The organism is Mesorhizobium robiniae, assembly GCF_040545535.1.
In the GTDB taxonomy this organism is placed as follows: Bacteria; Pseudomonadota; Alphaproteobacteria; order Rhizobiales; family Rhizobiaceae; genus Mesorhizobium; species Mesorhizobium robiniae.
On record NZ_JBEPMC010000011.1, the window covers coordinates 1 to 21,119 of the forward strand.

The window sequence follows — 21,119 nt, forward strand, 5'->3', positions numbered from 1 at the left end:
GGCGTCAATGAGGACACGATCAAGAACATCGAAAATGTCACTGGCGGCTCCGCCGCTGACGCCCTCAACGGCGACGGCCTGGCCAATACGCTGATCGGCAATGCCGGCAACGACATATTGAAAGGCTTCGCCGGCAACGACACCTTCGTCGGAGGAGCCGGCAACGACACAATGGACGGCGGAACCGGCCTCGACACTGTCGACTACAGTCTGGATGTCAGAGCTGGCGCTACCCATGGGATCACCGCAAACCTTCTCGCCGCCGCCCAGGGCGGTCTTGCGGCCGATACCGTGATCGGCTCTTTTGGCGATACCGACCACGTGCCGAACATACGCAACCTGATCGGCACCCAGTTTGCAGACACCATCCTCGGCGGCGGCAGGGCCAATGTTCTCCAAGGTGGCGCCGGCAACGACGTCATCGATGGCGAAGGCGGCTCGGACACGCTGACCGGCGGCACTGGCAACGATACCTTCGCTTTTCACCTGCAGAGCGGTGGCGGCGGCGGCGGTGGCATCGACACCATTACTGACTTCTCGGTCGCGGACGATACGTTCCGCCTGGAAAACAGCGTCTTCACCGCGTTCACCACGCCGGGGGTAATGTCGGACGCCGACTTCCATGCCCACATCCTCTACAACAGCGCCACCGGCGCGCTGAGCTACGATGCCAATGGCGTGCTTGCGGGCGGCATTAGCCAATTCGCGACGATCGGCCACGGTCTCATCCTGACCCACGACGATTTCCTGATCGCCTGAAACGGTCGGGCGCATGGCGGATGCATATCGTTCCCCGTCTTGAAAGGCGGGGCCCGGCGGAGTAGAACTCCATCCGCATGCACTCGTCCATCGACAGCGTCAGCCCGGCGCTGATCTCGCGCCATGCGATGGGTGACGGCATTGAGCGCCTGCGGCCGCGTCAGCGTGACGATGCCAGCCCGACCCAAATTTTCGAAGCGGATCTCGTCGCCGCCGCCAAAATCCATCGCCAGAGAATCCCTCCCCGCGCCGCCGGACTGAAGTGCTAAAGCGTGGCGCATGGGTGCGTCAATGCCAAGCTCAGTCGGTAGAGGGTCAGTTTGGATTCTGGAGTGGACAGAGCTCATCCTTTGCGTCCGGATCAAATGGGCGCAAATTGTCAGCGACAAATACAGCCGGCCGCTGTGCAGCAGTCAACTCAAAGGCGAACGCATGATCGTTGAACCCAGAGCGTCAGAACATGATTTGACGATGCCGCGAAATTTCGACCCGGACGATGTCCTCAGTCGCCCGCTGATGGCGAATTTGGCGACCGTTACCGCCGACGGCGCGCCGCGCAACGCGCCCGTATGGTTCATCTGGGAAAACGGTGCGATCTGGCTTCTCGGGTCGTCAGATGGGAGCGCGGTGAAGCATCTTGAAAGAGACCCGCGCTGCGCGGTCGAAATTGTCCACTTCGACAACGATGCCGGTATTCTGCTCCACCTCGGGCTGCGCGGCGCCGCCACCATCGAACCGATGTCGCCAGATCGCTTCAAACGGCTGCTTCGAAAATATCTTGGTCCAGAATCTGGCTGGAACCAGTGGTTCATCGACAACGTGGCCCAGATCGAACATCCGGATGGGCGCATGATCCGGCTTGCCCCGGCCAGCATTTTCACCAACAACGTCTCGTTCTTCAGAACGGGTCCCGAGCTTGCATGGCCGCCAAATCCGTAGCTGCCAGCGAGCCACGGACACGCTGGCACAATCGTCGCATTGGTCAGCGGCGGAAGCTCGTGGTAAAAGCCGCCCGATCCGGAGTTTTGGCGATGAACAAATTCACCCCAGCAAAGCCTGCCGGCGCGCGCAGCGTCGACGAGATCACCGGCAGCCGCCGTTTGCGTCGCATGCGCAAGGCCGACTGGTCGCGCCGCCTCGTCCAGGAAAACCGGCTCACGGTCGATGATCTGATCTGGCCGATCTTCGTCGTCGATGGGAAAAATATCCGCGAACCGATCGCCGCCATGCCCGGCGTCTTCCGCCTGTCGCTCGACCTTGCCGTCAAGGAGGCCGAGCGCGCCGCTAAGCTCGGCATTCCGGCGATCGCCACCTTCCCCAATGTCGAACTCGGCCTGCGCGACCAGACCGGCTCGCACATCCTCGATCCGGAAAACGTCATCAACCGCGCCACGCGCGCCATCAAGCACGCGGTGCCCGAGATCGGCATCATCACCGACGCAGCGCTTGATCCCTTCACCTCGCACGGCCACGACGGCATCTTGCGCGACGGCATCATCGTCAACGACCAGACCGTGGAGCAGGTCACGGCGGCTGCCGTCATCCAGGCCGCGGCCGGCGCCGATATCATTGCCCCCTCCGACATGATGGACGGCCGCATCGGCGCCATCCGCGATGCGCTCGACGCCAATGGTTTTCAGGATGTGGCGATCATGTCCTATGCGACGAAGTTCGCCTCCGCCTTCTACGGACCCTATCGCGAGGCGGTCGGCACCGCCGGCCTGCTCAAGGGCGACAAGAAGACCTACTATCTCGACCACGCCAATTCCGACGAGGCCGTGCGCGAGGCCGAGCAGGACCTCGCCGAGGGCGCCGACATGCTGATGGTCAAGCCCGGCCTGCCCTATCTCGACATCATCCGCAGGCTGAAGGACGAATTCCGGATGCCGACCTTCGCCTATCAGGTGTCGGGCGAATATTCGATGATCAAGGCGGCCGGCGCCAATGGCTGGATCGACGGCGACAAGGCGATGCTGGAATCGCTGTTGGCCTTCAAGCGCGCCGGCTGCGACGGCATCCTCACCTATTTCGCGCCCGAAGTGGCGGAAATGCTGAAGGGGTAGATACTCGCAATCATTTTGGGATTTTGATGCAATCCGCTAGAATGGACCCATGAGCAGGAATGAGGTCATCGAACGGTTGCAGAGAAACGCAGATGCCATCAAAGGCATGGGCGCGACTTCGCTTTATCTGTTCGGGTCGGCGGCGCGGGACGATGCACAGCCGGACAGCGATCTTGATCTGTTCATCGACTATGATCCGGCGCGGCGCTTCTCTCTGATCGATCTGGTCGGCATCAAGCAATTTCTGGAAGAGAAGATGTCAGCGGAAATCGACATCACCACACGCGACAGCCTTCACCCTATGTTGAAGGCCGAGATCGAACAATCGGCTGTGCGCGTGTTCTGATGGCAGTCCGCCGGATTTGAGCCGATCCTAGCCGAGATCATAGCGGCCTTGGATGGCATTGGCACTGCCACCGCCGGCAAGACTCTGGACGACTTTCGGGATGACTGGCTGCTTCGTCATGGCGTAGAGCGCGGCATCGAGATTATATCCGAAGCCACCCGGCACATCCCGGACGATTTGATCGCTCTTGCTCCAGAAATTCCCTGGAAGCAGGTTCGTGGAATAGGCGACATTTTGCGTCACGAATATCACAAGACTTCCGACGCTATCGTCTGGACCGTAGTGACAGACAGTCTGCCGTCGCTACGCCTAGCTGTCGAGCGCATCCTCGAAGCATCGCGGCGCAAGTAACCGCCGCTGCAACCGCCGTCTTGGCAGTGGTCCTGACGCGGCTGGCCCAAACCAGCCGCTCATCATTCGGCGGCGATTCAAAATACCACTTGCAAAATGCAATCGGTTTCGTTAGAGCGATACCGCTTGCATTTCACAACTGGTTATCGAGGAGGCTCTCATGTCCAGACTTCGTGTCAACGCTTTCACCCTGTCGATCGATGGCTTCGGCGCCGGTCCCGACCAGGACCTGAAAGAACCGCTGGGCGTCGGCGGGGAAGCCCTGCACAATTGGATGTTCGGCACCCGAACCTTCCGCAACATGTCTGGCGACGATCGCGGGACGACCGACACGGACGACCGGTTCGTGGCGCGCAGCTTCGAAAACGTCGGGGCGTGGATAATGGGCCGCAACATGTTCGGGCCGATCCGCGGCGAGTGGCCGGATGAAAGCTGGAAAGGCTGGTGGGGAGACAATCCGCCCTACCATGTGCCGGTCTTCGTGCTCACCCACCATCCGCGCGATCCTATCGTCATGGAGGGCGGCACGACCTTCCATTTCGTGACTGACGGTATCCACTCGGCGCTGGAAAAGGCGAAGGCAGCTGCCAATGGCAAGGATATCCGGCTCGGCGGTGGCGTCGCCACGGTCCGGCAATATCTCAGGGAAAAGCTCATCGACGACATGCATCTGGCGATCTCGCCGATGCTGCTCGGCTCCGGCGAGAACCTGTTTGCCGGCATCGACATGCTCAAGCTCGGCTACCGCTGCAGCGAGCAGGTCGCGACGCCGAATGCCACGCATTTCATTATTGAGCGCGCTTAGGAGGCGAAACCCTTGGTGCAGGTCCCTTTCTCCCCGTCACTATACGGGGAGAAATGCCCGGCAGGGCAATGAGGGGCGGCGCAAGCGATCGAAGGTTACGCTGCCGGACAATGCAACCGCGGGCAATATGATATCAGAATAAGTTTGATCCACGCAGTGATTTTGGCGGGTTCATTTGTTGAGGTTGGCGCCGCCCCTCATCCGCCTGCCGGCACCTTCTCCCCGTATAGTGACGGGGAGAAGGGATCCCTGCCTCAATACTTCTCCGGCACATACAGCTCGCGCGGCAGCACCTGGCGCTCGTATTCGGGATTGAACACGCGCTCCGGCAGTATGATCTCTTCGTGCGGCACCTCCTCATAAGGCATCTGCTTAAGGAGATGGTCGATGCAGTTCAACCGTGCACGCTTTTTATCGTTGCCCTCGACGATGAACCAAGGCGCTTCGGGAATGTTGGTGCGGGCGAAAGTCTCCTCCTTGGCCTTGGTGTACTGCTCCCAGCGCACGCGCGACTGCAGGTCCATCGGCGACAGCTTCCACTGCTTCATCGGATCATGGATGCGCATCTGGAAGCGCATCTGCTGCTCCTCGTCGGTGATGGAGAACCAATATTTGACCAGTGTGATGCCGGAACGGACAAGCATGCGCTCGAACTCCGGCACGTCGCGGAAGAACTCCTCGACCTGATCCGGCTCGGCAAATCCCATCACCCGCTCGACCCCGGAGCGGTTGTACCAGGAGCGGTCGAACAGCACGATCTCGCCGCCTGCCGGCAGATGCGGGACGTAGCGCTGGAAATACCATTGCGACTTCTCGCGTTCGGTCGGCGCCGGCAAGGCGACGACGCGGCAGATGCGCGGATTGAGCCGCTGGGTGATGCGCTTGATGACGCCGCCCTTGCCGGCCGAGTCGCGGCCCTCGAAAACCACCACCAGCTTCTTCTTGTGGTAAGCTACCCAGGACTGCAGCTTGATCAATTCGGACTGCAGCGTGATCAGGTCGCGAAAATACTGCTGGCGATCCATCGAGGGCGGATGCGCTTTCTTGTAGATCTTGGCGATTTCCAGCGACAGCGCCGGTTCCGACATTTCCAGCTCGTAGTCTTCGTCGAGCGTGTCGGCTAGCTCCGCCTCCAGCCAATCCCTGGCAGGAGAATTCTGTTTAGCTTCGGTCATTTGCGCTGCTCCGCGTGCGAGCCCATGTCGGCTTCTGGCCGGGCGCCTGCCTCCCGGTCAACCGAGCCGGAGACGGAACCCTGAGCCGACTTGATATAGACCCGCAATGACGGTTTTATTGCAGTCGGCCTGTGCGCCGGCCGGCCAAATCCGTGAGATGTGATCGACCCGCCCCCCACGGCATGGGCGACAAGCCTTGCAAGTTGTCCTACAAATACCAGCTCATTTCGGGCTATCTTCGAGCCAGCCCTTCTCAACGCAATTGCGAGGATCTGACATGGAATACCGCACTCTCGGCCATTCCGGGCTGAAGATTTCGACGCTGACCATGGGCACCATGACCTTTGGCGGCGCCGGCGCATTTTCGGCGGTCGGCAAGACCGATCTCGACGAGGCGCGCCGGATGATCGACCTCTGCATCGATTCGGGCATCAATCTCATCGACACCGCCAATGTCTACTCGAATGGGCTTTCGGAAGAGATCATCGGCGAAGCGCTCGGCGGCAAACGCAAGGGCGATGTGCTGATCGCCTCCAAGGCGCGCATGCGGATCGGCAACGGTCCTAACGACGAAGGACTGTCGCGCTACCATCTGATCCGCGAGTGCGAAAAAAGCCTGAAGCGCCTCAGGACCGATGTCATCGACATCTATTTCCTGCACGAATGGGACGGCACGACGCCGCTCGAGGAAACCATCGCCGCGCTCGACACGCTCGTTACTCAGGGCAAGATCCGCTATGTCGGCTGTTCCAACTATTCCGGCTGGCAAGTGATGAAGGCGCTGGGGATCAGCGATCGTCAGCACCAGCCGCGCTTCGTCACCCAGCAGATCCACTACACGCTGGAAGCGCGCGAAGCCGAATATGAACTGCTGCCGATCTCGGTCGACCAGGGGCTCGGCGTGCTGGTGTGGAGCCCGCTCGCCGGTGGATTGCTGTCGGGCAAATACCATCGCGACCAGGCCACCTCCCGCCAGCTCAGCGGCTGGAAGGAACCGCCGATCCGCGACGAGGACCGGCTGTGGCGGATCGTCGACGTGCTTGCCTATGTCGGCAAGAACCATGGCGTGTCGGCCGCGCAGGTGGCGCTTGCGTGGCTGCTCGGCCGGCCCGCGGTCAGCTCGCTGGTCATCGGCGGCCGGACCAAAGCCCAGTTCAAGGACAATATCGCCGCTGCAAGCCTGGCGCTTACCGACGACGACCGCAAACGGCTCGATGCGGTCAGCCGCCCGCCCGTTCTCTACCCCTACTGGCATCAGCAGTTCACCGCAAAAGACCGGTTCGGTCCGGCCGATCTGGTTCTCGACCGGGATGCCATCTGAAGGATCGGAACGATCTCGACACGCCCTAGTCCAGGTTTTCTGCATCTGCAGCAGCATTAGCTGACTGCCCTTCAAGCTCCGCAATGCTGCTGCAATCTTGGTGGTGAAAACACCGGGTGCGGATAAAGCGGTGAGGGTGATGAGAATCCTACTGATAGAGGACGAGAGGGAACTGGCGGACGCGCTGTCGGTGGCACTGAAAAAGCATGGCATCGTCACCGACCATACGATGCATCTCGCCGACGCAATCGAGTTGACGCGCCAGAACGATTACGATGCGATCCTCCTGGACCGGCGTTTGCCCGACGGCGAGGGATTAACCTTTATCCCGGCGTTGCGGCGGACAGGAACCGATACGCCGATCATCGTGCTGACGGCGCGCAACGAGCCATTGGAACGTGTCGAAGGTCTCGACGTCGGCGCCGACGATTATCTGGGCAAGCCGTTTCTCGTCGAAGAGCTGATGGCTCGTTTGCGGGCCGTTCTGCGGCGACCGGCAAGTCTGGCGGAACTTCATATCGCTGTGGGTCGAATGGTGATCGATCCCTTGCATTTGAGCGTGACCGTCGACGCTATCCCGCTCGATCTGCCTAGACGCGAACTTCTCGTTCTGGCCGCGCTGGCCAAGCGGAAGGAAAAAACTGTCCTGCGGTCGACGCTTGAGGCGGCAGTCTACAATTACGAAGAAGAGATCCAGTCGAACGCGCTCGATGCGCATATTTCCAGACTGCGCAAGCGACTGCTGGATGCCGGCGCCGGCGTCGCGGTCCACAACATCCGCGGCGTCGGATATCTCCTGAAGGAAGAATGATGCGCGTAGGCAACAGGCTGAATCCATCACTTTGGTGGAAGCTGAGCTGGCAGCTCAGTCTCGTCATTGTCGCCGTGGTTGCCGCAGTGATCGTCGGGCTTTGCATATGGGCCACTACCGTCATGTCGCCGAATGTTGCCATGGAGCGCAAAATCACCTCCCTGATGGCCGGAGCGGTTGCACGCGACCCGCAAGGAGCGTTTGAAATACGCGATACGCCGGAGCTGATCTCGCTTAGGCAGCAGAACAGCGAACTGTGGTATGTCGCGGCCACGTTAGACGGTGCTTCGGTATCCTACGGCGCCGTACCAGCTCCCTATGCCGAGCTCGCCCATCTGGCGTACCTGTTCCAGGACGCAGATATCAGGGGATCTGTCGGTACCAATGAGATCGCCTCGATCGATAATGTCGAGACCGTGGTGGGTGAGGTCCGGATTCTATTTGGCGGCTTCAATGACAAGGGCTGGCCCGTTCTCGCCCTTCTGGCCGACAGTTATCCGATCTATATCTCTTTGATCGCAATTGCCTTGCCTGCGATCTTCCTTGCCGTCCCCCGTATCGTCGGGCGGGGTTTAGCCGGTGTGAGCGATGTCGCTCGCAAAGCATCGGAAATCGAACCACGCCGGTACGGAGTACGCCTTCCAGTGGACGGAATCCCTGGGGAAGTTGCCCCATTGGTGACTGCGTTCAACGGAACACTCGACCGGCTCGAAAATGAGTTCCGAAAACGCCAGCGCTTCCTGATCGATGCAGCGCATGAGCTCAGAACACCTATCGCCATCATGCAGATACGGATCGACGGGATGCCCGAGGGTCAGGATCGTCTGCGATTGTTGGCTGACGTCGCGCGTTTGGCTGAGATGGCTGAACAGCTCCTCGATTTTGAGCGCAACGATCAGACGACCGATCTCGATGGAACGGTCGATCTCGTCGAAATCGCACGAACCGCCGTTGCCGATCTCGCGCCGCTGGCTATCGCTGCTGGCTACCAGATTTCTTTTGAAAGCGATGTGGAGAACCTGGAACGGCGCGGCAGCCCTTCCGCTTTGCCGAGAGCGATCAGCAATCTGGTTCGCAATGCGATCGACCACGGCGGCAATAGCGGAACGATCACGATCTCTGTCTCGGCCGACGGAGAGATCAATGTGGCCGATGAAGGACCAGGCATACCGGCAGAGCATCGGGAACTGGTGTTTGAGCCTTTTTACCGCGTCACCCCACGAAGCGCCGGCGCAGGTCTCGGTTTGAGCCTGGTGAAGCAGATCGTCGCCAACCATCGGGGCCAGGTCAGCATGACAAGCAGCACGACCGGCACGCAGGTGGCGATCCGGCTCTGATAGCTCCGCAGCAATCGTAGGTCTGCGCCTCGCTCGCTCAGTGACGAGCCCTCGATCTGCCAGCGGGCAGTACGCATCGGCAGTACCCGTCGCTGCTCGAAATGATCTGTAATGTTGCGGCAATCCTACCCCCGCACGGTCGCTTCCAGAACATCCGCGACGGAGAAAAGCGTGCGCAGCAATCCATCACTATCCATTGGATCCCTCTTCCAACTTGTCGGATCCCCACCAACGTCTCCACTGAAATCCTTGTGTCTGGCATTTCTGCTGATTCTGACGGTAGCCGGATGTGCCTCCGTGCCTCTGACAGAAGGCGGCACGCTCACCTCCTACAGCAATCTTGGCGCGCCCAAGGGAAAGTTGTCCAAGAAGCGTATCTTTGTGGATGGACAAGCTCTGGCGGTTGCAAAGACGGCGAGGATCGTTCCGACGACTTTCGTTTTCAGCGCCGCATCCCGGGTGAAATCGGCAGCCGACCGCTCATTGGTGTCGAACGCCCTGGACCGGGCGCTGTGCGTCGCGCTCAGCGACAAGTATCAAATGGTCTCGGCCGGCCAGCCGGCTGATGTGACGATCCGATCCGTCGTCACCGATATTGTTCCGACAAACAAGGCGATGGCGGGGGTCTCGACCGTCGTCACCGTAGGCAGCAGTTTTGTCTTGCCCTCCAGTGTGCCCGTCAGCGTGCCGCGCCTGCCCTTCGGCCTCGGAGGACTTGCCGTCGAGGCCGAGGCCGTCGATAGCGGCGGCGTCCAGCGCGCGGCAATGGTCTGGGCTCGCGGGGCAAACTCGATCCAGGACAACCCCCGCTTTTCGGAGGTCGGCGATGCCTATAGCCTCGCTTCGAAGTTCGGGAGTGACTTCTCGAAAATGCTCATCACCGGCAAGGAGCCGAAACTACTCGACCTCTCCATGCCTTCGAAACAGCGAATCCGATCCTGGTTTGGCGGAAAACCGAAATACGCGGCGTGCGATACATTCGGTCGAATGCCGGGATTGATGGGGGCTGTGGCGGCCAAATACGGTGCGCCGCCGGAATGGACCGACAAGACGCCCAAACCGCTTGCGGCGAATTGAAGAGCCTTTCGCAAGTGCGCGCGTAGAACTAGGCCGAGCCTGAGATAAATCGCCAGACCTCTGGATCAGGCTTGATCTGGCCGCTGAGCACGAAATATTTGTAGAGCACGAGCAAGCAGATCGCCTGCTCGGCCCGCTCGTCGGCGAACTTGCGGCAGTAGGCGTTAGCCGCGGCAACGATGCGTTCGGCTTCGGTCGGATGACGTTCGAGATACTGCACCCGCTCGGCAAGATCCGAAAAATCCGGCGCGAGCGGCACATAGTGCACGTCAGCTACGAGTTCGCTTTCGGCGAACCATGTCTCGTATGTCGGCGGCGGCATCAGGCACAGCGAATTCGAGCTCATGATCCATTTGAGGTTGGTCGCCACATCGTTGCCTTCGAGCGAAATGATGTAGCGGTAGCGTCGCTGCTGATCGATGCTCAGATAAGGCTTGCGGTATTCCGGCGCTGCCGTCGGCCTCGGTGTGCCGACATCGCAAAAGGGCAGATCGCGCGCGGCCTCCAGAAGCAAGGTCCGTATCGGATTGTTGAGCTCGCCGCGCCAGACGGCGACCGGAAGTTTGTCCGCGAAGGCAACATCGTCGGCGGGCATGTAGAAGTGGCGGAACTTGTTGAGCTTGAACAGGACCCCGTTCCTGTTGTCGCCGGCGATCGGCCGATCCTTGACGATCGACGGCATGGCAGGCACTTCGATGACGTCGCCAAATTCGAGGTCGATGCGCAAATCGGGATCGAAGTAGCGGGCAAATTCCTTCAGGTCGTAATAATACATGCTCCGGTCTGTCGGCAGTCGGCTGACCGGCACGGCATCGGCACTCGGCGCGAAGGCGTCCTCTAATTTGTTGTAATAGTTGAGACGCGCGCGAACCGATCCGTCCGAAAGCCTGGCCCGGTCGAGCAGCCCGGCGAGCCTGCGGCGGAACAGCGCCTGCGGCGCAATATCGCGCATGGCATTGCGCGCATAGTAGAAAAGCCTCTGTGCGTTTCTTCGAAGCGTGGCCATCAGTCACTTGGTAAAAAACAGGTGAGCTTGTATCTGTACCCCAGTCTCTCCTACACCATTGTGCCAGCCATCTTGCAAGCCCAGAACCGTGCGCAGTCGGCTTGTCGGCTATCTATGGAGCCGATCGGCCTTTGCGGTGTTGTATTTGCAGCCCAATGCTCCTAGGCAGGGCTAACAGCCTTCAGGATTGCGAAAGGAAGAGATATGGCGCGAGCACCCAATTACGGCCAGGAACGCAAGGAACGCGACCGGCAGAAGGCCGCGAAGAAGGCGGAAAAGCAGGCGGCCAAGGTTGCAGCCAAGGAACGTTCGAAGCCCGAAGACGAGACCACCTCCGAGACCGAAACGGAAACCGCAGAGTAAACGCATCCGGCCCGCGAGGCGGATCGGATTTGGCTAGGAATCCCGCTGCGTCTTCAGACCGGAGCCTTGTCGCTGACGAAAACATTCACTTCGCGGGCGGCGGCTATGAAGGCGCGCCTTGCGATCATGGCCGGCTTGTCGCCGGCCAGCGCATCATGGCAGGCCTGTAGCGCTTCGCGATGTTTTGGACTGCGCTTGCCGGGCCAGTTGTTGAGGAGGTAATCGGAAGCCTCCCGGACGGTCCGCAAGAGCTGAGTAGTTCCCGCCGCGCCCGACTTGACGGTCACGGGTGTTTCAAATCGATTGTTTTCCATCGCCGCTCTTACGCCATCGGCGCTCGCGAAGCGAGGGCGAAAGTGATTGCCTCCGCAGTCAGGCCGCGACGACGGCAAATCCCCTGGCCCGCAGGCCACGCCGGTCATTGTGCAGCGATGTCACCAGCCGGTCGCGGCTGCCGACGATATGGGCCGAAAGCCGCCGTGCCGCCTCACCGGCATCGCCGGCCCGCACCGCTGCCAGGATAGCGTGGTGCTCGGCCCAGGCACGGCCGAGCGCCGCCTCGTCGCGCACCTCCAGCCAGCGGGCGCGCGACAAGCGCGTCATCGCATCGCGGACCGCCCTGTACAGGAACTCGTTGCCGGGCAGCCGTGCCAGCTCGATGTGAAAATCCATGCCAACGCGGTGCCATTCCTCGCGCGGGGTGCCGGCGTCGCAGGAGTCCAGCATCGCCTCGAGGATTTCGACGGCGCTCCTGTCCTCCAAGGCACAAGTCAGCTTGACCGCCGCGACCTCGACCGCCTCGCGGTACACGGCGATCTGCTCGATCTCGGCAAGGTTGATGGGAGACACGGTCCAGCCGCGCCCGTCGCGGCAGACCAGGCCTTCCGTTTCGAGCCGCAGCAATGCTGCCCTTACCGGCGTGCGCGAGGCCCCGAAGCGGCTTTCGATCCAGCGTTCCGTCAGCCGCTCGCCCGGGCCAACTTCGAGGCCGAGGATCATTTCCCGAAGCCCAATTTCGACATTCCGCATCTGTGACATTGTGGCTTCCGATTTCTGGCCGTTCGCTGTCGATCGACTTGCACCACAATGGTTGGCCGATCACGTTTCGGAGCGCCGCATTGACAGTGGCCAAGCTTGCGTCCATCAGAGGTACCAATTTGGTATCCCAAAACGGTACCCTCAGCAAGCTGGTACGTGCCGGACAGGACAGGACATGCAAGACGCCTCTTCCGCCGCGCAAGCCACGCACAACATCCACTGGCGCCGCAATCTTGCCGTGTGCTTCGCAGGCTCGTTCAGCACGCTCGTCGCCATGACGCTGCTGCTGCCCTTCCTGCCGCTCTATGTCGAGCAGCTGGGCGCCGAGGGCCACGCGGCTATCGTACAGTGGTCCGGCATCGCCTACGGCGCCACTTTCTTCGCCGCCGCGCTGGTGGCGCCGCTGTGGGGACGGCTGGGCGACCGCTACGGCCGCAAACTGATGCTGGTGCGCGCCAGTTTCGGCATGGCCATCTGCATGTCGCTGACCGGCATGGTGGAGACTGTCTGGCAATTGGTGCTGCTGCGCCTGCTGATCGGTTTCGCCGGCGGCTATTCCTCAGGCTCGACCATTCTCGTCGCCATGCAGACGCCGAAGGACCGGTCCGGCTGGGCGCTCGGCGTGCTGTCGGCCGGCATCACCGCCGGCGCTCTCGTCGGTCCCCTGCTCGGCGGCGCGCTGCCGCCCCTGATCGGCATCCGCGCCACCTTCCTGCTCGCCGGCGGCGTCATTTTCCTGGCGTTCCTGGCAACGACCTTTCTCATCAAGGAGAACCCTCGCCCGGCAGCCGACAAGGCTGCTTCGACTGAGAAGCCGCAAGGCGGCTGGTCGCAAATCGAGGACAAGCGCCCCATAATCGCCATGCTGGCGACCGGCATGCTGCTGAGCTTCGCCACCATGTCGATCGAGCCGATCATCACGGTCTATGTCCAGCAGCTCATAGAGGATCAAAGCCTGTTAACCCTGACCTCCGGTGTCGTCATGTCCGCGACGGCACTCGGCGCCATCCTGTCGGCCTCGCGTCTCGGCAAGCTCGCCGACCGCGTCGGCCATTGGAACGTCGTCATCGGGGCGCTTGCCGTCTCGGCCCTGCTTTTGATCCCGCAAGCTTTCGTCACCGAGGGCTGGCAGCTCGTCGGCCTGCGTTTCCTGATGGGGCTGGCGCTTGGCGGTCTCTTGCCCTGCATCACCAGTGTCATCCGCCACAATGTACCGGACGGCGTCGGCGGCAATGTGCTCGGCCTATCGATCTCGGCGCAATATGTCGGACAGGTCGCCGGGCCGCTGCTCGGCGGCTTCGTCGGCGGTCATTTCGGCATGCGCGCGGTGTTTCTCGGCACGTCCGTGCTGCTGGCGGGCGGAGCTGCGTATAACTGGCTGGTCCAGTCGCGCCGCGCGCGCGACATGCTGGTGCAAGCCGGAAAGGCATGACACCGTTTGCGGGCCATCATTACTTCACGGAGACCAGAGACATGAGCACGGCCGAGCAATCAGCAAGCGGCAGCGGCCGCATCCTCGTTTTCGCCGGCGGCCTGTGCGGCGCGGCCGGCGTGGCGCTGTCCGCCGCGGCGGCGCATCTGGGCGGCGCTTTCGTCGGCACGGTCGCGTCCTTCCTGCTCATGCACGCAGCGGTGTTTCTTGCAATCGGCCTCGCCGGCGCAACCCGGATCCTGCGAATCGCCAGCGTTATTCTTCTTGTCGGGCTTGTGTTGTTCTGCGGTGATCTCCTCGCTCGCGACTTCCTCGGCGGGCGGCTTTTCCCGATGTCGGCGCCTATCGGCGGCACCTTGCTCATCGCCGGCTGGCTGGCGATTGCCGCCTCGGCGCTGGTGCGCCCGCGCCTATAAGACGGCCGGGTCGGCCAACGACGGTCAGTCAGACGATGGCCTATCCTGCCGGCGTTCGGGCCGGACCGGCAGGTCGCGATTGCGTGCGGCCGGCTTGGTCAGGCGGCGGCGCTCCGGCCTATCGGTGGCCGGCGAGATGCCCCAATAGTTGCGATAGATGTCTTCGAACAGATGATGGATCGGGTGCATGGCTAGGCTCCTTCAGCTTGAATCGATTCAATCGACAGGCCCAAAAATGCCGTGCCGATCAGCTCCTCTTGCGTTCCACGAGAAAACGCAGGTCGCGAATCCACGGACCGGTGTTGCCGCGACGTCTCCGAGTCGCCGCGTTCGAGGCGATGCTCCAGTCGTTGCGATAGATGTCTTCGAACAGATAGTTGACGGGGTGCATGGCTGTCTCCTTCCTGAATCGATCCAATCGGCAGTTGACGCCAAACTTGGATCGATTCAAAAATATACCCACCCCACCAAATGTCAAGCAAAAATTTGAATCGATCCAACAAAGGTGCTAGATAGCTGTCCGGAGGCAGAAAAAATGGCGTCATCCACCGAAGGCAATGCAAGACCCATCCGGCTGGCCGACATCGCTAGGGCGGCCGGGGTTTCGCACGGCACCGCTTCCAACGTGTTCAGCCGTCCCGAGATCGTGCGCGAGGAAGTCCGCGAACGGGTCAAGGCAGCGGCCGAGGCGATGGGCTATGCCGGTCCGGACCCGAAGGGCCGGCTGCTGCGCGCCGGCAAGGTCAACGCGATTGGCGTCGCCACGACCGAGCCGCTGTCCTATTTCTTCGACGATCCCTTTGCCCGCGCGATGATGGCCGGGATCTCCGAGGCATGCGACGCCACCGGGGCTGGCATCGCGCTGGTATCGGCCGGCAATGAGGAGAAGCTTGCCTGGAACATCCAGAGCGCGCTGGTCGACGGTTTTATCCTGTTCTGCATTGAGGGAGGTCCGCGCCTCGTCGAGCTGACGCGCGAACGAAAGCTCCCCTTCGTCGCGCTCGAACTCGGCTCGGAAGATGACACCGTCTCGGCGATCGGCGTCGACAATGTCGCCGGCGCCCGCCTGGCGGCGCAGCATCTTGCCGAGCTCGGGCACCGGCGCTTCGCCGTTCTGGCGCTGCCTTTCGCCGACGACAGCACCGGTCTTGTCACGCCGAGCCAGGTCCGGACGGCCGCCTATACTGGCACGCGCGATCGCGTCGTCGGCTATTTCGAGGCGCTCTCCCGGTTCGGCGTCGATACCGCCAGGATTCCGGTCTACGAGACCGAAAACGACGAAGCCAGCACAAGAGCCGGTCTCGAAACGATCTTCGCCTCGGCAGAACCGCCGACGGCTATCCTGGCGATGTCGGATCGGATGGCCATGGTCGCGATCGAGTGGTTGACGGCGCGGGGCATCGCGGTTCCCGGCGACGTTTCCATCGTCGGCTTCGACGGCGTGCCTGAAGCCGCACTTTGCGATCCTGCGCTCACCACGATCGCCCAGCCGATCGCCGAGATCGGCCGCCGGGCGGCACGAATGATCCTCGATTTCGACGGCACGGTGCGGCGCGAGACGCTCGGCGTCGAACTCGTCGTCAGGGCATCTTCCGGGCCGCCGCCCAAAACAGCTTGAGCCCGGACGCTTACCGGTTGATGCCTGCCGCCATGGCTCCGAAGGACGTATGGACAGGCGGCGCCTCGCTACGGGCTGGCTTGCTCCTTCCGGATTGTCCAATACCCGACAGCCATTCAAGGTAATAAGCGAGCGCGAATTGCATGGCGATGCCGGCGGCGATCAGCAAGCTGTCATAGGCAACCCCGCCCGGGTTGATCAGCTTCATCACCTGCGCCGCCATGGCGGTCACCGTGCCGGCGATGAAAACCGGCAGCGACCGTTTGCCCAATATGGCGAGCGGATGGTCGCGGCTGGTGCGGAACAGGTTCGAGAAAGAAGGAAACGCCACGATCAGGTAGCTTACCGCCAGGATGTGCAACAGCCTGGGCAGCGACAGGAATGTCTTGTCGAAGCCGGTCAGCACCACGGGCAGGTTCAGCCACGACACGTGCCCCCATAGCGGACTGTGCACCCAGACCAACGCCGCCGCGACATAGGCCGCCGCCGCGCCGACCAACCAGCGATTGACCGGAATGGTGCCGCCGCGCCTGACATGCAGCATGCCTGCCAGGCCGATGTTGAAGAGGAACTGCCACGACAGCGGATTGAGGAACCAGAAGCCGGGCTCCGGATAGTTCGGCGGGGCGATCTGGTAAATCCCGGCGACCAGCCACAGAGTACCCGACAGGGCGAGTGCCGCCACGGGCCTGTAGCTGATGAACAGCAGGAATGTCGGCGCCATCAGCAGCAGCACCGCGTAGACCGGCAAGATGTTGTTATAGCCGAGTTGATGGCCAAGCGTGGCGATGCCGATCAGCGCTTGCGGCGGGTTCCTGATCAATGGCTCGATGTTGATCAGCGTCAGCATGTCCGGCCGCTTCTCGAACACCGCCGCCGCGCAGAAGATGGCCACCACCGCCATCGTCGTGACGATGTGGGCGACATAGAGCACACCGGCGCGGCGCCACAATTTCAGTGTCGCCATGAGCCGGCTTCCCGGTTGGAATTTTGAGCCGTAGGCAAGCGCGACTGACATGCCGGAAATCAGCACGAAGGCCTCCGCCGCATCCGAAAAGCCGAAATTCTTGTAGGTCAGAGTCTCGAAAACCGTGCCCGGGACATGGTCGACGAATATGATCAGCAGTGCGAGCGCACGGAACACGTCGATACGCGTGTCGCGATTCGGGATACGCATATCGCGATCCGGGATACGCATATCGCGATCCGGGATACGCGTATCCCGATCCGATGAAATTGACAGGGTCATCGATAAAAGGCCTCAAAGCTGGTTGTTCATGCCGGCATTCGATGCGGCCGCCCGGCGCACCAACTCGATTCCTCCCGCAGGAGCATATCGGCGAAGAAACGGACTGAAATGCGCCCGGTTCAATCAACTTTGAAGCAGCCCGAAAATATTCCGTTTTGAAGCCGGCAAATGAACAAAAACGGTGCGAAATCAAAAGGATGCACTATGGTGAAAAAACCACCGGAAGATGGCTTTTTGCGGCGCGACCTGGCCTTTTGCTACCGTCTCTATCGACCTGTGGAGTCCAGCGGGGAATGCCTTTTTCTGCTGCATGGATCCGGTGTCGATGAGACGACGCTCGTGGCACTGGCGCGGCAAATCGCACCGCGCGCCGTGCTGGTGGCGGTCCGTGGCCGAATCGCCCAGGAGGACGGTTTCCGCTGGTTCGCGCGGATCACGCCAACGCGCTTCGAACAGCAGAGCATCCGCACGGAGGCGGACGCTTTCGCCGGCTTCATCAGCGAGGCCGCGAAGCGCCACGGTCTCGATCTCTCCCGAACGATTTTTCTCGGCTATTCGAACGGCGCCAACCTGGTTTCGAGCGTGATGCTGCTGCATCCGGGCCTCATCGAACGGGCAGCATTGCTGCGCCCGATGCCGGTGCTCGACGAGGTGCCCCCGGCCGACTTGTCCAAAGCGCACGTGCTGATCATCGCCGGCGCCGCCGACATCACCTATGCCCCCTTCGCGCCGGCGTTGATTGCAGCGCTCGAAGCACATGGCCCCGAGATCGAGGCCCGCACCATCGCCTCCGGCCATGAGATCGGCGATCAGGATGCTGAAATCGTCAGGCAATGGCTGGCCGACCCGGCGATCGCCATCGCGCAGGCGAATTGATGAGCCGAGGTTTTACGCTCGCCCCATCCGGTTCCAGGCATCCAACCCGGCGATCTTGTAGGCTTCGGCCAGCGTCGGATAGTTGAAGGTGTTGTTGACGAAGAAATCGACGGTGCCGCCGAGATTGATCACCGCCTGGCCGATGTGAATGAGTTCGGTCGCGCCCTCGCCGACGATATGCGCGCCGAGCAGCCGGCGCGTTTCGATCGAGAACAGAAGCTTCAGGAAACCCGTGTCGACGCCCATAATATGGCCGCGCGAGGTTTCGCGGAAACGTGCCACGCCGACCTCATACGCGCCGCCGTTCTCGCGCACCTGCTCCTCGGATTGGCCGACGGTCGAGATTTCCGGCACGGCGTAGATGCCGTAGGGAAAAGTTTCCGGCGGCGGCGGCAAGGGCACGCCGAAGGCATGGCAGGCGGCCACCCTGCCCTGCTCCATCGAGGTGGATGCGAGGCTCGGAAAGCCGATGACGTCGCCGGCGGCATAAATGTTCGGCGCACTGGTCCGGAAGGTCTGCGGATCGACCTTGATGCGGCCCCGGGAATCGGCCTCGATGCCGACCACGTCAAGCCCGAGCGCACCGACATTGCCGGTGCGCCCCGCGGCATAAAGCACCATCTCCGAGCGTATGGTGCGGCCGTCGGCAAGCGTCACCTCGGCATGATCGGGTTTCGAGGCGATCTCCTTGACCGCGCTGCCGAGCCGGATCGTCATGCCGCGGTCGCGCATCTGATGGATGAAATCATCGACGATCTCACGATCGACGAAATCGAGAATGGTGTTGCGCGGCTCGACCAGCGTCACCGGAACGTCGAGCGCCGAAAAGATCGTCGCGTACTCGACGCCGATGACGCCGCCGCCGATCACCGTCAATGTCCGCGGCAGACGCTCGAGCTCCAGCATCTCGTCGCTGTCGAAGACACGGGTCTTGTCGAAGGGCACGTCGCGCGGCCGATGCGGGCGGGTGCCGACCGCGATCAGCGCGTTGGCAAAACCCACCTCGCTATAGTCGCCATTGTCCGCCGTCAGGCTGACCTTGTTGAGACCGATAAATTTGACTGCGGCGCGCGCACTCTTGACCATGTTGCGCATGAACTGGTGTTGCAGCACCTCGACCTCGTGATCGAGGGTCTTATGCAGGCGCTGGATCAGATCGCCGACCGAAATGTCCTGCTTGACCCGGTAGCCGCGACCGTAGAAGCCGCGCTCGCGCCAGCCGGAGAGGTTGAGCACGGTTTCCCGCAACGTCTTCGACGGGATGGTGCCGGTATGCACGGAAACGCCGCCGAGACGCCGGCCCCGGTCGACCACCAGCACGGATTTTCCGAGCTTGGCCGACTGCACCGCGGCACGGCGCCCGGAAGGTCCGCTGCCGATGACCAGCATGTCGTAGTCCATGTCGCCCGCCCCGCCCCTCGTCGTTCAAAATGCCAGAGCGCCCCTTGCGTGTCCAAAGGGACATGCCGGCGCTCCAGGCACACTATGTTGCACCGCAGCAAGCTAACGCCATCCGCGTTGCAAATTCAACCGATCCCCGGCGGCGCCGGCGCTGCTTCCAGTCACCTGCCGAAAACGGTTCGATCTTGATTCTGTCGCAAGACTTCACCATTTCAACACCAGGCGGCCCGCACACTATTCCGGGCCTGATTACGAGGAATGACATGAACGCGCGCGTTCTCGACGGCGAAATCATCAGCTCCAGGCTCGACGACGTCAGGGCCTATGACGGCGTGCGCACGCGGCGTGTCCTCGCCTTCATCATCGACTATTGCATCGTTGCGCTGCTCACCATCCCGTTTGCGATCCTGGTGTTCTTCCTCGGGATTTTGACGCTCGGCCTCGGGTGGATGCTGTTTTCCGTCCTCGTGCCGGCCGTCGCCATCCTCTACATCTGGAATACGCTCGGCAGCGCCGACCAGGCAACGACAGGCATGAAGATGATGGGCATCCGGCTCGACCGCCTGGACGGCACTCGCATCGACGGGCTGACGGCCGTGGTGCATTCGGTGCTGTTCTGGGCCGGCAACGTCATCCTGACGCCGCTGGTCCTTCTGGTATCGCTGTTTGCCGACCGCAAGCGCACGCTGCACGACCTGCTGCTTGGCACCGTGGTCAGCCGCAGTGACCGCTGAGACGACGTTTCACGAGCTCCCGCGAGCATTTATCTGCGAAGTGAAGGCGTCCGATCGTCGGTGCCTTCACAATCCTGTTGAATTTTTCGCCGTGCGCGCCAAAGGTAGAGCGATTCGCAGGAGTGTTTCCAAGGTTCGATGACGCAGCATCCGACCCAGTCGCCGCAGTTCTTTCTGACCGCGCCGTCGCCGTGCCCGTATCTTGAGGGCCAGTTCGAGCGCAAGGTGTTCACGCATCTGGTCGGCGACAAGGCGCCGGAGATGAACGACCTCTTGACGCAAGGCGGTTTCCGACGGTCGCAGAACATCGCCTACAGGCCGGCCTGCGAGACCTGCCGCGCCTGCGTTTCGGTACGCATCCTGGCCCAGGAGTTCACCGCCAGCCGCAACATGAGGCGGGTGATACAGCACAATTCAGACCTCATCGGCGCCATGCACGACGCGCAACCGTCTACGGAACAGTATTCGCTGTTCCGCAGCTATCTCGATGCCCGCCACCGCCGCGGCGGCATGTCCGACATGACGGTGCTCGACTACGCCATGATGGTCGAGGACACCCATGTCGACACCAAGGTCATCGAATACCGGCGCCGCGGCCCCGACAGCTTCATCACCGGCAAGGGTCAGGGCGAGCTGATCGCCGTGGCGCTCACCGACAAGATGGCCGACGGCCTGTCGATGGTCTATTCCTACTTCAATCCGGACTTCGAAGACCGCTCGCTTGGCACCTTCATGATCCTCGACCACATCGCCCGCGCCAGGGCTATGGGGCTGCCCCATGTCTATTTGGGCTACTGGGTCAACGGGTCGCGCAAGATGAACTATAAGATGCGCTTCATGCCTCAGGAGCATCTCGGCCCGAAGGGTTGGGAACGCTACGACCACGAAGCGGTTTCGCGCTGATCCACTCTTTCGCCAATCACCCTTAAGACTTTCAGGGA

At 61.8% G+C, this 21,119-nt stretch carries 24 protein-coding genes and 2 pseudogenes; 17 read left to right on the plus strand and 9 right to left on the minus strand.

The window, feature by feature from the left end:
- Positions 1 to 759, plus strand: a pseudogene (locus ABID19_RS25965) (hypothetical protein); the annotation flags it as partial.
- Positions 760 to 877: 118 nt separating this feature from the next.
- Here the strand turns inward: ABID19_RS25965 and ABID19_RS25970 are convergent.
- A pseudogene (locus ABID19_RS25970) lies at positions 878 to 986 on the minus strand (enoyl-CoA hydratase/isomerase family protein); the annotation flags it as partial.
- Positions 987 to 1,050: 64 nt separating this feature from the next.
- On the opposite strand from ABID19_RS25970, the gene ABID19_RS25975 reads away from it, so the two are divergent.
- From ABID19_RS25975 to ABID19_RS25995, 5 genes are all read left to right on the plus strand, one after another.
- Positions 1,051 to 1,698: a pyridoxamine 5'-phosphate oxidase family protein gene (locus ABID19_RS25975; protein ID WP_354493775.1), complete on the plus strand. Its 648-nt coding sequence runs from the start codon at positions 1,051 to 1,053 to the stop codon at positions 1,696 to 1,698.
- Positions 1,699 to 1,790: 92 nt separating this feature from the next.
- Positions 1,791 to 2,822 (plus strand): porphobilinogen synthase, encoded by a 1,032-nt coding sequence (gene hemB / locus ABID19_RS25980; protein WP_292674891.1) that lies wholly within the window; start codon positions 1,791 to 1,793, stop codon positions 2,820 to 2,822.
- Between the two features lie 49 nt (positions 2,823 to 2,871).
- A complete protein-coding gene (locus ABID19_RS25985; RefSeq protein WP_126041134.1) occupies positions 2,872 to 3,168 on the plus strand; it encodes a nucleotidyltransferase family protein in 297 nt (98 codons plus the stop codon).
- A 48-nt stretch (positions 3,169 to 3,216) separates the two neighbouring features.
- A complete protein-coding gene (locus ABID19_RS25990; RefSeq protein WP_354493776.1) occupies positions 3,217 to 3,519 on the plus strand; it encodes a HepT-like ribonuclease domain-containing protein in 303 nt (100 codons plus the stop codon).
- Positions 3,520 to 3,679: 160 nt separating this feature from the next.
- The gene (locus ABID19_RS25995) at positions 3,680 to 4,324 is read left to right on the plus strand and encodes a dihydrofolate reductase family protein (protein ID WP_354493777.1); all 645 of its coding nucleotides are present in this window, start codon (positions 3,680 to 3,682) and stop codon (positions 4,322 to 4,324) included.
- A 254-nt stretch (positions 4,325 to 4,578) separates the two neighbouring features.
- Here ABID19_RS25995 and ppk2 read toward each other — a convergent pair whose 3' ends face one another.
- Positions 4,579 to 5,499, minus strand: a complete 921-nt coding sequence (gene ppk2, locus ABID19_RS26000) for a polyphosphate kinase 2 (RefSeq protein ID WP_354493778.1) — start codon at positions 5,497 to 5,499, stop codon at positions 4,579 to 4,581.
- Between the two features lie 277 nt (positions 5,500 to 5,776).
- On the opposite strand from ppk2, the gene ABID19_RS26005 reads away from it, so the two are divergent.
- The 4 genes from ABID19_RS26005 (at position 5,777) to ABID19_RS26020 (ending at position 10,045) form a co-directional block, all read left to right on the plus strand.
- Positions 5,777 to 6,820: an aldo/keto reductase gene (locus ABID19_RS26005; RefSeq protein ID WP_354493779.1), complete on the plus strand. Its 1,044-nt coding sequence runs from the start codon at positions 5,777 to 5,779 to the stop codon at positions 6,818 to 6,820.
- 139 nt (positions 6,821 to 6,959) lie between these two features.
- Complete coding sequence (locus ABID19_RS26010) at positions 6,960 to 7,631, plus strand: response regulator transcription factor (RefSeq protein ID WP_354493780.1); 672 nt, start codon at positions 6,960 to 6,962, stop codon at positions 7,629 to 7,631.
- The gene (locus tag ABID19_RS26015; protein ID WP_354493781.1) at positions 7,631 to 8,968 is read left to right on the plus strand and encodes a sensor histidine kinase; all 1,338 of its coding nucleotides are present in this window, start codon (positions 7,631 to 7,633) and stop codon (positions 8,966 to 8,968) included. The genes ABID19_RS26010 and ABID19_RS26015 overlap by 1 nt, the downstream gene beginning before the upstream one ends.
- 111 nt (positions 8,969 to 9,079) lie before the next feature.
- Positions 9,080 to 10,045, plus strand: a complete 966-nt coding sequence (locus ABID19_RS26020) for a DUF3313 domain-containing protein (RefSeq protein ID WP_435528774.1) — start codon at positions 9,080 to 9,082, stop codon at positions 10,043 to 10,045.
- Between the two features lie 28 nt (positions 10,046 to 10,073).
- On the opposite strand, the gene ABID19_RS26025 is transcribed toward ABID19_RS26020, so the two are convergent.
- Positions 10,074 to 11,051 (minus strand): glycosyl transferase family 90, encoded by a 978-nt coding sequence (locus ABID19_RS26025; protein WP_354493782.1) that lies wholly within the window; start codon positions 11,049 to 11,051, stop codon positions 10,074 to 10,076.
- Between the two features lie 204 nt (positions 11,052 to 11,255).
- Between ABID19_RS26025 and ABID19_RS26030 the strand changes: the two genes are divergently transcribed.
- Entirely contained in the window at positions 11,256 to 11,414 is a 159-nt protein-coding gene (locus ABID19_RS26030; protein ID WP_023798419.1) for a hypothetical protein, read from the plus strand.
- A gap of 53 nt (positions 11,415 to 11,467) precedes the next feature.
- Here the strand turns inward: ABID19_RS26030 and ABID19_RS26035 are convergent, their stop codons facing one another.
- Positions 11,468 to 11,701: a DUF982 domain-containing protein gene (locus tag ABID19_RS26035; protein WP_435528775.1), complete on the minus strand. Its 234-nt coding sequence runs from the start codon at positions 11,699 to 11,701 to the stop codon at positions 11,468 to 11,470.
- An 85-nt stretch (positions 11,702 to 11,786) separates the two neighbouring features.
- A complete protein-coding gene (locus ABID19_RS26040; protein WP_354493783.1) occupies positions 11,787 to 12,452 on the minus strand; it encodes a GntR family transcriptional regulator in 666 nt (221 codons plus the stop codon).
- Positions 12,453 to 12,627: 175 nt separating this feature from the next.
- Here ABID19_RS26040 and ABID19_RS26045 point away from each other — a divergent pair, with 175 nt between their 5' ends.
- Together ABID19_RS26045 and ABID19_RS26050 are read left to right on the plus strand one after the other, a co-directional pair.
- On the plus strand, positions 12,628 to 13,884 hold the full coding sequence (locus ABID19_RS26045; protein WP_354493784.1) for a multidrug efflux MFS transporter: 1,257 nt from the start codon (positions 12,628 to 12,630) through the stop codon (positions 13,882 to 13,884).
- Between the two features lie 41 nt (positions 13,885 to 13,925).
- On the plus strand, positions 13,926 to 14,300 hold the full coding sequence (locus tag ABID19_RS26050; protein ID WP_354493785.1) for a DUF423 domain-containing protein: 375 nt from the start codon (positions 13,926 to 13,928) through the stop codon (positions 14,298 to 14,300).
- Between the two features lie 24 nt (positions 14,301 to 14,324).
- Here ABID19_RS26050 and ABID19_RS26055 read toward each other — a convergent pair whose 3' ends face one another.
- Together ABID19_RS26055 and ABID19_RS26060 are read right to left on the minus strand one after the other, a co-directional pair.
- On the minus strand, positions 14,325 to 14,489 hold the full coding sequence (locus ABID19_RS26055; RefSeq protein WP_354493786.1) for a hypothetical protein: 165 nt from the start codon (positions 14,487 to 14,489) through the stop codon (positions 14,325 to 14,327).
- Positions 14,490 to 14,547: 58 nt separating this feature from the next.
- The gene (locus ABID19_RS26060; RefSeq protein ID WP_354493787.1) at positions 14,548 to 14,691 is read right to left on the minus strand and encodes a hypothetical protein; all 144 of its coding nucleotides are present in this window, start codon (positions 14,689 to 14,691) and stop codon (positions 14,548 to 14,550) included.
- A 144-nt stretch (positions 14,692 to 14,835) separates the two neighbouring features.
- Here ABID19_RS26060 and ABID19_RS26065 point away from each other — a divergent pair, with 144 nt between their 5' ends.
- Positions 14,836 to 15,918 (plus strand): LacI family DNA-binding transcriptional regulator, encoded by a 1,083-nt coding sequence (locus ABID19_RS26065; protein WP_354493788.1) that lies wholly within the window; start codon positions 14,836 to 14,838, stop codon positions 15,916 to 15,918.
- 10 nt (positions 15,919 to 15,928) lie between these two features.
- On the opposite strand, the gene ABID19_RS26070 is transcribed toward ABID19_RS26065, so the two are convergent.
- Entirely contained in the window at positions 15,929 to 17,095 is a 1,167-nt protein-coding gene (locus ABID19_RS26070; RefSeq protein ID WP_354493789.1) for an OpgC family protein, read from the minus strand.
- Between the two features lie 276 nt (positions 17,096 to 17,371).
- On the opposite strand from ABID19_RS26070, the gene ABID19_RS26075 reads away from it, so the two are divergent.
- Entirely contained in the window at positions 17,372 to 18,043 is a 672-nt protein-coding gene (locus ABID19_RS26075; RefSeq protein ID WP_354493790.1) for an alpha/beta hydrolase, read from the plus strand.
- A 12-nt stretch (positions 18,044 to 18,055) separates the two neighbouring features.
- Here ABID19_RS26075 and sthA read toward each other — a convergent pair whose 3' ends face one another.
- Entirely contained in the window at positions 18,056 to 19,444 is a 1,389-nt protein-coding gene (gene sthA / locus ABID19_RS26080) for a Si-specific NAD(P)(+) transhydrogenase (RefSeq protein ID WP_354493791.1), read from the minus strand.
- Positions 19,445 to 19,707: 263 nt separating this feature from the next.
- Here sthA and ABID19_RS26085 point away from each other — a divergent pair, with 263 nt between their 5' ends.
- Both ABID19_RS26085 and ABID19_RS26090 read left to right on the plus strand, forming a co-directional pair.
- Positions 19,708 to 20,178 carry an RDD family protein gene (locus ABID19_RS26085; RefSeq protein WP_354493792.1) on the plus strand — a complete coding sequence of 157 codons (471 nt, stop codon included), beginning with the start codon at positions 19,708 to 19,710 and terminating at the stop codon, positions 20,176 to 20,178.
- Between the two features lie 138 nt (positions 20,179 to 20,316).
- Positions 20,317 to 21,081: an arginyltransferase gene (locus ABID19_RS26090; RefSeq protein ID WP_354493793.1), complete on the plus strand. Its 765-nt coding sequence runs from the start codon at positions 20,317 to 20,319 to the stop codon at positions 21,079 to 21,081.
- Positions 21,082 to 21,119: the final 38 nt, after the last annotated feature.

What these genes read in the sequence shown, in the direction of transcription:
- ABID19_RS25975 (WP_354493775.1), top strand. Translation starts at nt 1,051, where the DNA reads ATGCCAAGCTCAGTCGGTAGAGGGTCAGTTTGGATTCTGGAGTGGACA.
- hemB (WP_292674891.1), top strand. Translation starts at nt 1,791, where the DNA reads ATGAACAAATTCACCCCAGCAAAGCCTGCCGGCGCGCGCAGCGTCGAC.
- ABID19_RS25985 (WP_126041134.1), top strand. Translation starts at nt 2,872, where the DNA reads ATGAGCAGGAATGAGGTCATCGAACGGTTGCAGAGAAACGCAGATGCC.
- ABID19_RS25995 (WP_354493777.1), top strand. Translation starts at nt 3,680, where the DNA reads ATGTCCAGACTTCGTGTCAACGCTTTCACCCTGTCGATCGATGGCTTC.
- ppk2 (WP_354493778.1), bottom strand. Translation starts at nt 5,499, where the DNA reads ATGACCGAAGCTAAACAGAATTCTCCTGCCAGGGATTGGCTGGAGGCG.
- ABID19_RS26005 (WP_354493779.1), top strand. Translation starts at nt 5,777, where the DNA reads ATGGAATACCGCACTCTCGGCCATTCCGGGCTGAAGATTTCGACGCTG.
- ABID19_RS26010 (WP_354493780.1), top strand. Translation starts at nt 6,960, where the DNA reads ATGAGAATCCTACTGATAGAGGACGAGAGGGAACTGGCGGACGCGCTG.
- ABID19_RS26015 (WP_354493781.1), top strand. Translation starts at nt 7,631, where the DNA reads ATGCGCGTAGGCAACAGGCTGAATCCATCACTTTGGTGGAAGCTGAGC.
- ABID19_RS26020 (WP_435528774.1), top strand. Translation starts at nt 9,080, where the DNA reads ATGTTGCGGCAATCCTACCCCCGCACGGTCGCTTCCAGAACATCCGCG.
- ABID19_RS26025 (WP_354493782.1), bottom strand. Translation starts at nt 11,051, where the DNA reads ATGGCCACGCTTCGAAGAAACGCACAGAGGCTTTTCTACTATGCGCGC.
- ABID19_RS26030 (WP_023798419.1), top strand. Translation starts at nt 11,256, where the DNA reads ATGGCGCGAGCACCCAATTACGGCCAGGAACGCAAGGAACGCGACCGG.
- ABID19_RS26040 (WP_354493783.1), bottom strand. Translation starts at nt 12,452, where the DNA reads ATGTCACAGATGCGGAATGTCGAAATTGGGCTTCGGGAAATGATCCTC.
- ABID19_RS26045 (WP_354493784.1), top strand. Translation starts at nt 12,628, where the DNA reads ATGCAAGACGCCTCTTCCGCCGCGCAAGCCACGCACAACATCCACTGG.
- ABID19_RS26050 (WP_354493785.1), top strand. Translation starts at nt 13,926, where the DNA reads ATGAGCACGGCCGAGCAATCAGCAAGCGGCAGCGGCCGCATCCTCGTT.
- ABID19_RS26055 (WP_354493786.1), bottom strand. Translation starts at nt 14,489, where the DNA reads ATGCACCCGATCCATCATCTGTTCGAAGACATCTATCGCAACTATTGG.
- ABID19_RS26060 (WP_354493787.1), bottom strand. Translation starts at nt 14,691, where the DNA reads ATGCACCCCGTCAACTATCTGTTCGAAGACATCTATCGCAACGACTGG.
- ABID19_RS26065 (WP_354493788.1), top strand. Translation starts at nt 14,836, where the DNA reads ATGGCGTCATCCACCGAAGGCAATGCAAGACCCATCCGGCTGGCCGAC.
- ABID19_RS26070 (WP_354493789.1), bottom strand. Translation starts at nt 17,095, where the DNA reads ATGCGTATCCCGAATCGCGACACGCGTATCGACGTGTTCCGTGCGCTC.
- ABID19_RS26075 (WP_354493790.1), top strand. Translation starts at nt 17,372, where the DNA reads ATGGTGAAAAAACCACCGGAAGATGGCTTTTTGCGGCGCGACCTGGCC.
- sthA (WP_354493791.1), bottom strand. Translation starts at nt 19,444, where the DNA reads ATGGACTACGACATGCTGGTCATCGGCAGCGGACCTTCCGGGCGCCGT.
- ABID19_RS26085 (WP_354493792.1), top strand. Translation starts at nt 19,708, where the DNA reads ATGAACGCGCGCGTTCTCGACGGCGAAATCATCAGCTCCAGGCTCGAC.
- ABID19_RS26090 (WP_354493793.1), top strand. Translation starts at nt 20,317, where the DNA reads ATGACGCAGCATCCGACCCAGTCGCCGCAGTTCTTTCTGACCGCGCCG.